The organism is Kitasatospora griseola, assembly GCF_014648555.1.
Classification (GTDB): Bacteria; Actinomycetota; Actinomycetes; order Streptomycetales; family Streptomycetaceae; genus Kitasatospora; species Kitasatospora griseola.
Map to the genome: position 1 here is coordinate 179,913 of NZ_BMRI01000012.1, position 10,332 is coordinate 190,244.

Below are 10,332 nucleotides of genomic sequence, written 5' to 3' on the forward strand. Positions count from 1 at the left end.
CCTTCCATCCACACCTGAGGTGAACGGCGTGGCTCTTCCGCCCCTTACTCCCGAACAGCGCACCGCCGCGCTCGCCAAGGCCGCCGAGGCTCGCCGGAAGCGTGCCGACGTCAAGAACCGGCTGAAGCACTCGGGCGCCTCGCTGCACGACGTCATCAAGGCCGGCAAGTCCGACGACGAGGTCATCGGCAAGATGAAGGTCTCCGCTCTGCTGGAGTCCCTGCCGGGTGTCGGCAAGGTCCGCGCCAAGCAGATCATGGAGCGCCTCGGCATCTCCGAGAGCCGTCGTGTGCGGGGCCTCGGTACGAACCAGATCGCCTCCCTGGAGCGGGAGTTCGGCGGCGCCACCTCCTGAACGGAGGCCGGTGTCGGAGAAACCTCCGCGATCCGGGATAATCGGTACATGAGTGAGCGTCCGCGGCTGACCGTGCTCTCCGGCCCCTCCGGGGTCGGCAAGAGCACGGTCGTCGCTCATATGAGGAAGCAGTTCCCCGAGGTCTGGCTGTCGGTGTCGGCGACGACCCGTCACCCGCGCCCGGGCGAGCGCGACGGAGTGCAGTACCACTTCGTCGACAACGAGCAGTTCGACAAGCTGGTCGCCAACGGCGAACTGCTGGAGTGGGCGGTGTTCGCCGGCAACCGGTACGGGACCCCGCGCCAGGCGGTCGTCGAGAAGCTCGACAAGGGCGAGCCGGTGCTGCTGGAGATCGACCTCCAGGGCGCCCGGCAGGTCAAGGAGTCGATGCCCGAGGCCCAGCTGGTCTTCCTGGCCCCGCCGAGCTGGGAGGAGCTGGTGCGCCGGCTCACCGGCCGCGGCACCGAGTCGCAGGACGTCATCGACGAGCGGCTGGCGGCGGCCCGGATCGAGCTGGCCGCCGAGGCGGAGTTCGACACGACGCTTGTCAACACCTCCGTCGAGCAGGTAGCGGCCGAACTGCTAGCCTTGCTCGGTGTAGCCTGACCGGATCGGCTGCATCCAGCCAATCCATGAAAACCACTTCGGAAGGTTCAGCGTGTCCTCTTCGATGACCGCGCCCGAGGGCATCATCAACCCGCCGATCGACGAGCTGCTCGAGGCCACCGACTCCAAGTACAGCCTGGTGATCTACGCGGCCAAGCGGGCCCGCCAGATCAACGCGTACTACTCCCAGCTCGGCGAGGGCCTGCTGGAGTACGTCGGCCCGCTGGTCGACACCCACGTGCACGAGAAGCCGCTGTCGATCGCGCTCCGCGAGATCAACGCCGGCCTGCTCACCGCCGAGGCGGTCGAGGGCGTCTGAGCCCCCGCGTCCCGTTCGAAGGCCCGTCCGACGCCCTGTGCGTCGGGCGGGCCTTCGGCATGTGCGGGCCTGTGCGGGGGTGCGCAGGCCCGTGCGGCCGGGTGCGGGCGGGGCTTGTGCGGGCGCGGAGGCGGGTGGGCATGTGCGCGTCGACACGTCGCAGCGGTCCGGCGGCGGGTCGTAAGGTGGGCGGGTTGACCCGTCGTTAGGAGAATCGACCGCCATGACCGCGCCCCGTGTCGTCCTCGGTGTCAGCGGCGGGATCGCCGCCTACAAGGCCTGCGAACTGCTGCGCCGGTTCACCGAGTCCGGGCACCAGGTGCAGGTGGTGCCGACCGCCGCCGCGCTGCACTTCGTCGGCGAGGCGACCTGGGCGGCGCTGTCCGGCCGGCCCGCCGCCACCGAGACGTGGGAGCGGGTGCACGAGGTCCCGCACGTGCGGATCGGGCAGCAGGCCGACCTGGTGGTGGTCGCCCCGGCCACCGCGGACCTGCTCGCCAAGGCCGCGCACGGCCTCGCCGACGACCTGCTCACCAACACCCTGCTGACCGCCCGCTGCCCGGTGGTGTTCGCGCCCGCCATGCACACCGAGATGTGGGAGCACCCCGCCACCCAGGAGAACGTGGCCACGCTGCGCCGCCGCGGCGCGATCGTCATCGAGCCCGCCGTGGGCCGGCTGACCGGCGTGGACACCGGCAAGGGCCGGCTGCCCGACCCGGCCGAGATCTTCGCCGCCTGCCGGCGGGTGCTGGCCCGCGGTTCGCTGACGCAGGACCTGGCGGGCCGTCACGTGGTGGTCTCGGCGGGCGGCACCCGGGAGCCGCTGGACCCGGTGCGCTTCCTCGGCAACCGCTCGTCCGGCAAGCAGGGCTACGCGCTGGCCGCCACCGCCGCCGCCCGGGGCGCCCGGGTCACCCTGGTCGCCGCGAACACCGCGCTGCCCGACCCGGCGGGGGTGGACGTGGTCCGGGTCGGCACCGCGCTGCAGCTGCGCGACGCCGTGCTGAAGGCCGCTGCCGAGGCCGACGCGGTGGTGATGGCCGCCGCGGTCGCCGACTTCCGGCCCGCCGAGTACGCCACCGGCAAGATCAAGAAGGTGGACGGGGTCGAGCCCGCGCCGATCGTGCTGGTCCGCAACCCCGACATCCTGGCCGAGATCTCCGCCGACCGGGCCCGCCCCGGGCAGCTGGTGGTCGGCTTCGCCGCCGAGACCGACGACGTGCTCGCCAACGGCCGCGCCAAGCTCGCCCGCAAGGGCTGCGACCTGCTGGTGGTCAACGAGGTCGGCGACGGCAAGGCGTTCGGCCAGGACACCAACAGCGCCGTGCTGCTCGGCGCCGACGGCTCGGAGGTCCACATTGCGGACGGTCCGAAGGAGGTGCTGGCCGACGCGATCTGGGACCAGGTCGCCGCCCGGCCGGCCGACCCGGCCGACCGGTCGGCCGGCTGAGTCCCCAACGCCCGGCACAGTCCCGGCAGTTGGGTCCGGCTCGGGGTGTTCCGGCAATGTTTCCGCCGGTTTCACCCCGATGTGATCCGTATCGCGGACACGTTCGAAGCGCACGGAGAGTGTCCGTGATCGGTAGCCGACCGTTACACTCCACAGCAGGAATCAAGTCTTTCCGGATGCCTCGGGACTTCCGAGCGCATTCAGTCAGCAGCCGCTGCAACCCCAGGGAGCGCTGTGTCTCGCCGCCTGTTCACCTCGGAGTCCGTCACCGAGGGCCACCCCGACAAGATCGCTGACCAGATCAGCGACACCATTCTGGACGCCCTCCTCAAGGACGACCCGACCTCCCGCGTCGCCGTGGAGACCCTGATCACCACCGGCCTGGTGCACATCGCCGGTGAGGTCACCACCAAGGCCTACGCGCCGATCGCCCAGCTGGTCCGGGAGAAGATCCTGGAGATCGGCTACGACTCGTCGAAGAAGGGCTTCGACGGCGCCTCCTGCGGCGTGTCGGTGTCGATCGGCTCGCAGTCCCCGGACATCGCGCAGGGCGTCGACACCGCCCACGAGCACCGGGTCGAGGGCGATGTCGAGGACGAGCTGGACCGCCAGGGCGCCGGCGACCAGGGCCTGATGTTCGGCTACGCCTGCGACGACACTCCCGAGCTGATGCCGCTGCCGATCACCCTGGCGCACCGGCTCTCCCGCCGCCTGACCGAGGTCCGCAAGAACGGCACCATCCCGTACCTGCGCCCCGACGGCAAGACCCAGGTCACCATCGAGTACGACGGCGACCGCGCCGTGCGCCTGGACACCGTGGTGGTCTCCTCGCAGCACGCCTCGGACATCGACCTGGAGTCGCTGCTCACCCCGGACATCCGGGAGTTCGTGGTCGAGCCCGAGCTCAAGGCGCTCGCCGACCAGGGCATCAAGCTGAACACCGAGGGTTACCGCCTGCTGGTCAACCCGACCGGCCGCTTCGAGATCGGCGGCCCGATGGGCGACGCCGGCCTCACCGGTCGCAAGATCATCATCGACACCTACGGCGGCATGGCCCGCCACGGTGGCGGCGCGTTCTCCGGCAAGGACCCGTCCAAGGTCGACCGCTCCGCCGCGTACGCGATGCGCTGGGTGGCGAAGAACATCGTCGCCGCCGGCCTCGCCAAGCGCGCCGAGGTGCAGGTCGCGTACGCGATCGGCAAGGCCGAGCCGGTGGGCCTGTTCGTGGAGACCTTCGGCACCGAGACCGTCCCGGTGCTGACGATCCAGGAAGCCGTCAGCAAGGTCTTCGACCTCCGCCCGGCCGCGATCATCCGCGACCTGGACCTGCTGCGGCCGATCTACTCCCAGACCGCCGCGTACGGCCACTTCGGCCGCGAGCTGCCGGACTTCACCTGGGAGCGCACCGACCGGGTCGACGCGCTGAAGGCCGCCGTCGCCGGCTGATCGTTTTCTCGACGACGCCGCCCGTCGAGGGGATTCCCCCTCGACGGGCGGCGTCGTCGTTGTGTCGGCGGCGTCCGCTAGGTTGGGGGGCGTGAGCAGCGCGGACGGGGCCGGGGAGCAGTTGGCGTTCATCCGGGAGACGGTGCGCCGGGCGAAGCCTCGGGCCGCGCGCGGCGTCGTTCCGGCCGAGCGGCAGCCGGTGGCCCGGGTGCTGGTCGACAAGGGCGTGCTCAGTCTCGACCAGTACTTCGACTACGCGGTGCCCGAGGCGATGTCCGAGGACGCCCGGCCCGGCGTCCGGGTCCGGGTCCGCTTCGGGGGGCGGGTCGGCGCACACGGCCGGCGCGAGGGCGGCGCACTGCACGACGGGTTCATCGTCGAGCGCCGGGACGACTCGGACTACGCGGGCCCGCTGGCGCCGCTGGCCCGGGTGCTGTCGCCCGAGGTGGTGCTGACCCCCCGGCTGCTGCGACTGTGCCGGGCCGTCGCCGACCGGTACGCCGGCACCCTGGCCGACGTGCTGCAGCTGGCGATCCCGCCGCGGCACGCCGGAGCGGAGGGCGAGCCCTCGCCGCGGCCGCTGCCGCCGCCCGGGCCGCCGGCGGTGGGGAGCTGGGAGCGGTACGCGCACGGGGCGGACTTCCTGGCCTCGCTGGCGGGCGGGCACGCGCCGCGCGCCGTCTGGACGGCGCTGCCCGGCCCCGAGTGGCCGTTCGAGATCGCCCGGGCGGTCGCCGCGACGCTCGCGTCCGGGCGCGGCGCGCTGGTGGTGCTGCCCGACGGGCGCTCGGTGGCGCGGGTCGACGCCGCGCTGCGGGGCGTGCTGGGGGAGGGCCAGCACGCGGTGCTGGCCGCGGAGGCCGGGCCGCAGGAGCGGTACCGGCGGTGGCTGTCCGTCAGCCGGGGCTCGGTGCACGCCGCGATCGGCACCCGCGCGGCGGTGTTCGCGCCTGTGAGCGACCTCGGGCTGGTGGTGGTGTGGTCGGACGGCGACAGCAGCCACAGCGACCCGAACGCGCCCTACCCGCACGTCCGGGACGTGGCGCTGCTGCGGGCCGCCGAGGAGGGCGCGGCGATGCTGCTCGGCGGCGTCTCGATGACGGTCGAGGCCGCGCAGCTGGTGCGCAGCGGGTGGGCGCGGCCGCTGGCCGCGCCTCGTGAGGTGGTCCGGCAGGTCGCGCCCCGGGTGCGGACGGTGACCGAGCAGGACCAGGCGCGGGACGCCGCCGCGCAGGCGGCCCGGCTGCCCTCGGTGGCGTGGGAGACGGCGCGCGAGGCGCTTTCGCGCGGCCCGGTGCTGATCCAGGTCCCGCGACGGGGCTACGCGCCCCGGCTGGCGTGCGGGCGCTGCCGCGAGCCGGTGCGCTGCCGTGCCTGCGGGGGGCCGCTGGAGTCCCCGGCGGCGGACGCGGCACTGGTGTGCGCCTGGTGCGGCGCCGAGGAGCACGACTGGCACTGCCTGGAGTGCGGCTCGTTCCGGCTCCGGGCGCAGGTGGTGGGCGTGCGGCGGACGGCGGAGGAGCTCGGGAAGGCGTTCCCGCGGGTGCCCGTGCGGACGTCCGGGCGGGACGCGGTTCTTGCCACCGTGCCTTCGTCGCCCGCGCTGGTGATCTCGACGCCGGGCGCGGAGCCGGTGGCGGAGGGCCCCGGCTACGCGGCGGCGCTGCTGCTGGACGGGTGGGCGCTGCTGAACCGTCCCGACCTGCGGGCGGGGGAGGAGACGGTGCGGCGGTGGCTGACGGCCGCTTCGCTGGTCCGTCCGGTGGGGGAGGGCGGGACGGTGGTGGTGGTCGCGGAGGCCGCGGCGCGAGCCGTGCAGGCGCTGGTGCGCTGGGATCCCGCCGGGCACGCCGGGATGGAACTCGACGAGCGGGAGGAACTCCGCTTCCCGCCGGTGTCGCGGATGGCGTCGGTGACGGGGCCCGCGCAGGCGGTCGAGGACCTGCTGGGGCTGGTGCGGCTGCCGGAGGGCGCGGACGTCCTCGGGCCGGTGCCCGTGTACGGCGGGCCCAAGGGGGAGACGGCGGAACGGGCGCTGGTGCGGGTCGCTCCCGGGCAGGGGGCCGCGCTGGCCTCGGCGCTCAAGGCGGCGCAGATCGCCCGGCTGGCGCTCCGCGGGGCGGAGACGGTGCGGATCCGGGTCGATCCGACGGACATCGGCTGAGCGGGCCCCGGCCCCGCCCGGCCACGTCCCGACCCCGGCCCGGACGGGGCCGGGGCTTTTGTGCGCCGCCGTCAGCTCGCGAAGCCGCCCTTGGGCTGGATGATCTCCAGGTTGGTGCCGTCCGGGTCGTTGAAGTACGCGACCCTGGTGCCCAGCGCGGCCTCCGGGGTGACCTCGCCGGCCAGGAAGGTGTAGTCGTCGCCGAGGAACTCGTACCCGGCGTCCTTCATCCGGCGGTGCACCGCGTCGAAGTCGTCGACCCGGAAGCACAGGTGCATCGAGCCGGGGCGGTTGGCCGCGCCGTTGGTGCGGTAGCCGATCGGGTGCTGGAACTCGATCAGGTCGATGCCGAGACTGTTGTCGAGATTGATGGTGGCGTAGCGGAGCTTCGCCGTCGGCAGGCCCTGCGAGACGCCGAACGGGACGCTGTGCATGGTCTCGTCGGCGACGACCGGCTCGCGGCCGGTCAGGGCGCGGTAGAACGCGATCGAGGTGTCCAGGTCGGAGACGGAGATGCCGACATGGGCGGCACGGGTGAGGTTCATCGGGGTGTTGGCCACGGCCATGGGATCGATCCCTCTCGTCGGCACAGGATGGCGTGCGAGATCGATTCTTCGGCGGGAGCGGGAGGGGGACAAACGGGGCCCGTGGGCTTCTGCGGCCAGGTGGGCGCACAACCGGGTGGGCGCCCGAACGCAGGCGGGCGCGAAAGCAGGGGCGCTGGGGGCACCCCCAGCGCCCCTGTCTGTGCGTCCCTGGTTGCGCTCTTCTGCCTACCGGGTGCGCTGGGACATCAAGGGGCTGGCCTGGCGGGCCTGGGGGATCGGGGGGCGGGGGGCGGGGGGCGCCGGGGGCGCCGTCTCGGTTTCGCGGGGGGCGGGGAGGAGTTCGGTGGTGGGTCGGCGGACGCCGTAGCGGCGGTGGACGGCCTGCTTGGTGACGCCGAGCGCGGAGCCGACGGAGTCCCAGGAGAAGCCGAGGGCGCGGTCGAACTCGACGGCGGCGGCGACCAGGGTCTCGACGCTCTCGCGCAGCTCCTGGGCGAGTCGGACGGTGGGGGCGGGGGCCCGGCCGTAGACCACGAAGCCGGCGGAGGTGCTGGGGCGGCGGGGGCGGTAGACGTTGCCCAGTTGGGCGGTGAGCGTGCGCAGGGCGTCGACCTGGCGTCGGACCCGTTCGATGTCCCGCACCAGCAGGTGCAGGGACGCCCTGGCCCGGGCGTCGTGGTTGATCTGCTCGGCCATGGCCTGGTTGCCACCTCTCGGTCGGGTCGCGTGCTCGGGGCGCTCGCGCGTCCCGGTCAATTCGCATTGACCAACGCACGTCGGGTCGTTGGGTCACGCCCGGAGTGCGAGTCGGGATTTGTCGGTGACCGTTCCGAACGGGTGGCGGGCATTGCATAGACTTCCCGGTAGGTCGTTGTTTCCGTCCCGTTCGGGTGGCAGAGGGAGTCGCAGTCTTGGCAGTTCAGCCGATCCGGATCTTCGGTGACCCGGTGTTGCGGTCGACCGCGAAGCCGGTGGTCACCTTCGACAAGGAACTGCGCAGGCTGGTGAAGGACCTCACGGACACCATGCTGGGGGCGCCGGGCGCGGGCCTGGCCGCGCCGCAACTGGGCGTCTCGTTGCGGGTGTTCACGTACAACGTGGACGGTGTGGTGGGGCATCTGATCAATCCGGACCTGTCGTTGACCGAGGAGGAGCAGGACGGCCCGGAGGGCTGTCTGTCGCTGCCCGGGTTGCGGTTCGACACCAAGCGGGCGTTCGGCGTGGTGGCGAAGGGCTTCAACATGTACGGGGATCCGGTGACGGTGGAGGGCACCGAGCTGCTGTCGCGGTGCATCCAGCACGAGACGGACCACCTGGACGGGATCATCTTCATCGACCGGTTGGACGGGGAGACCCGGAAGGCGGCGATGAAGGCGATCCGGGAGGCGGACTGGGGCGGGGCTCCGGCGCCGACGGTGAAGGTCTCGCCGCATTCCACGTTCGGCGTGATTCGCTGACGGACCGTCCGTTCCCGCGCTGTGTTTCGGTGGGATTGTCGGAGGGGCCGATGAGCCGAAGGCCCGATCGGACGACGATCATTTTCCGGCAATCCGATGTTCTGATCAGGGTGACTTCCTGCTGATCAGTTGGACTTCAAGAAAGGCCCATGCCCGTGCGTCTCGTCTTCGCCGGTACCCCCGAGGTCGCCGTTCCCGCCCTGGACGCCCTGCTGGCCTCCCGGCACGAGGTGGTCGCCGTGGTGACCCGCCCCGACGCGCCGGCCGGGCGCGGGCGCAAGCTGGTGGCCAGCCCCGTCGCGCAGCGCGCCGAGGAGGCGGGCATCGAGGTGCTCAAGCCGGCCCGCCCCAGTGAGCCGGAGTTCATGGCCAGGCTGGCCGAGATCGCCCCCGACTGCTGCCCCGTGGTGGCCTACGGCGCGCTGATCCGGCCCGGCGCGCTGGAGATCCCGGCGCACGGCTGGGTGAACCTGCACTTCTCGCTGCTGCCCGCGTGGCGCGGCGCGGCCCCCGTCCAGCACTCGATCATGGCGGGCGACGAGGTGACCGGCGCGTCCACCTTCCGGATCCAGGAGGGCCTGGACGACGGCCCGGTGTTCGGCGTCCTCACCGAGACGGTGAAGCCCACTGACACCAGCGGCGACCTGCTCGGCCGGCTCGCGTTCGCGGGCGCCGAACTGCTGGTGCGCACCATGGACGCGATCGAGGACGGCACCGCCCGGCCCGAGCCGCAGCCGGTGGACGGGGTGTCGCCGGCGCCGAAGATCACCGTCGAGGACGCCCGGATCGAGTGGACCCACCCCGCGCTGCGGGTCGACCGGGTGGTGCGCGGCTGCGCGCCCGCGCCCGGCGCGTGGACCACGTTCCGCGGCGAGCGGCTCAAGGTGACCGGCCCCGTGCGCCTGCTGCCCGGTGAAGCCGCCCTCGCCCCGGGCGAGTTGGCCGTCAGCAAGAACAGCGTCCGGGTCGGCACCGGCAGCCACGAGGTGGAGCTCGGCGAGGTCCGCCCGCAGGGCAAGAAGGCGATGCCGGCCGCCGACTGGGCGCGCGGCGCGCGGATCGAGTCCGGCGAGCGCTTCGAGGGCTGAGGCCCGTCGGATGCCGGGTTCGGCCGGGTCTCACCATAGAATTCACGGTGAGGCCCGGCCGCGCTGCCGGGTCGGACCTGATCCGCAGCACTTTGTTTCGAGGCACCCGTTGAGCACCCCCGCCGGCGCCAAGCGCGCCCCCCGTCCGCACCGCCGCCCCAAGAAGGACCCGGCCCGGATCGTCGCGTTCCGCGCGCTGCGCGCCGTCGACGAGCGCGACGCGTACGCCAACCTGATCCTGCCGTCGCTGCTCCGCGAGGCCGAGCGCAAGGGCATGGAGCGCCGCGACGCCGCGCTCGCCACCGAGCTGGTCTACGGCACGCTGCGCGGCCAGGGCACCTACGACGCGATCATCGCCGCCTGCGTGGACCGCCCGCTGCGCGAGGTCGACCCGCCGGTGCTGGACGTCCTCTCGCTCGGCGCGCACCAGCTGCTCGGCACTCGCATCCCCAGCCACGCCGCGGTCTCCGCGACCGTCGAACTCGCCCGCGTGGTGCTCGGCGACGGCCGCGCCAAGTTCGTCAACGCGGTGCTGCGCAAGATCAGCGCCCAGGACCTCGACGGCTGGGTCGCCCAGGTCGCCCCGCCGTACGAGGACGACGCCGAGGACCACCTCGCCGTCGTGCACTCGCACCCGCGCTGGGTGGTCTCCTCGCTGTGGGACGCGCTCGGCCGCTGGCAGCCCGAGGACTCCGGCCGCGCCGCGATGGAGCGCCTGCTGGACGCCGACAACGCCCGCCCCGAGGTGACCCTGGTCGCCCGCCCCGGCCGCTCCGACGTCGCCGAACTCCGCGAGGCGCTGCCGGAGGCCGAGGACGGCCGCTGGTCCCCGTACGCGCTGCGACTCGCCGAGGGCGGCGACCCCGCCGGCCTCGACGCGGTCCGCGAGAACCGGGCCG

11 protein-coding genes are annotated in these 10,332 nt (G+C 73.2%); 9 read left to right on the forward strand and 2 right to left on the reverse strand.

Annotation, left to right across the window (positions count from 1 at the left end; translation table 11 throughout):
• Positions 1–28 precede the first annotated feature (28 nt).
• From mihF to IEZ12_RS17965, 6 genes are all read left to right on the forward strand, one after another.
• Positions 29–355 (forward strand): integration host factor, actinobacterial type, encoded by a 327-nt coding sequence (gene mihF / locus IEZ12_RS17940; protein WP_043908492.1) that lies wholly within the window; start codon positions 29–31, stop codon positions 353–355.
• A gap of 48 nt (positions 356–403) precedes the next feature.
• On the forward strand, positions 404–961 hold the full coding sequence (gmk, locus tag IEZ12_RS17945) for a guanylate kinase (RefSeq protein ID WP_043908490.1): 558 nt from the start codon (positions 404–406) through the stop codon (positions 959–961).
• Positions 962–1,013: 52 nt separating this feature from the next.
• Positions 1,014–1,280: a DNA-directed RNA polymerase subunit omega gene (rpoZ, locus tag IEZ12_RS17950; RefSeq protein ID WP_033258145.1), complete on the forward strand. Its 267-nt coding sequence runs from the start codon at positions 1,014–1,016 to the stop codon at positions 1,278–1,280.
• Positions 1,281–1,503: 223 nt separating this feature from the next.
• A complete protein-coding gene (gene coaBC, locus IEZ12_RS17955; protein ID WP_189272892.1) occupies positions 1,504–2,730 on the forward strand; it encodes a bifunctional phosphopantothenoylcysteine decarboxylase/phosphopantothenate--cysteine ligase CoaBC in 1,227 nt (408 codons plus the stop codon).
• 234 nt (positions 2,731–2,964) lie between these two features.
• Positions 2,965–4,176, forward strand: a complete 1,212-nt coding sequence (gene metK / locus IEZ12_RS17960; RefSeq protein ID WP_100585113.1) for a methionine adenosyltransferase — start codon at positions 2,965–2,967, stop codon at positions 4,174–4,176.
• Positions 4,177–4,267: 91 nt separating this feature from the next.
• Complete coding sequence (locus IEZ12_RS17965; protein ID WP_229847641.1) at positions 4,268–6,340, forward strand: primosomal protein N'; 2,073 nt, start codon at positions 4,268–4,270, stop codon at positions 6,338–6,340.
• Between the two features lie 71 nt (positions 6,341–6,411).
• Here the strand turns inward: IEZ12_RS17965 and IEZ12_RS17970 are convergent, their stop codons facing one another.
• Together IEZ12_RS17970 and IEZ12_RS17975 are read right to left on the reverse strand one after the other, a co-directional pair.
• Positions 6,412–6,906, reverse strand: coding sequence for a VOC family protein (locus IEZ12_RS17970; RefSeq protein WP_189272894.1), 495 nt, complete (start codon positions 6,904–6,906; stop codon positions 6,412–6,414).
• Positions 6,907–7,113: 207 nt separating this feature from the next.
• The gene (locus IEZ12_RS17975; protein ID WP_189272895.1) at positions 7,114–7,584 is read right to left on the reverse strand and encodes a hypothetical protein; all 471 of its coding nucleotides are present in this window, start codon (positions 7,582–7,584) and stop codon (positions 7,114–7,116) included.
• Positions 7,585–7,799: 215 nt separating this feature from the next.
• Here IEZ12_RS17975 and def point away from each other — a divergent pair, with 215 nt between their 5' ends.
• The 3 genes from def to IEZ12_RS38590 all read left to right on the forward strand — a co-directional run.
• Positions 7,800–8,345 carry a peptide deformylase gene (gene def, locus IEZ12_RS17980; RefSeq protein WP_189272896.1) on the forward strand — a complete coding sequence of 182 codons (546 nt, stop codon included), beginning with the start codon at positions 7,800–7,802 and terminating at the stop codon, positions 8,343–8,345.
• 155 nt (positions 8,346–8,500) lie between these two features.
• Positions 8,501–9,433: a methionyl-tRNA formyltransferase gene (gene fmt / locus IEZ12_RS17985; protein ID WP_189272918.1), complete on the forward strand. Its 933-nt coding sequence runs from the start codon at positions 8,501–8,503 to the stop codon at positions 9,431–9,433.
• Positions 9,434–9,542: 109 nt separating this feature from the next.
• A partial coding sequence (locus tag IEZ12_RS38590) for a transcription antitermination factor NusB (protein ID WP_308431046.1) occupies positions 9,543–10,332 on the forward strand: 790 nt, incomplete at its 3' end.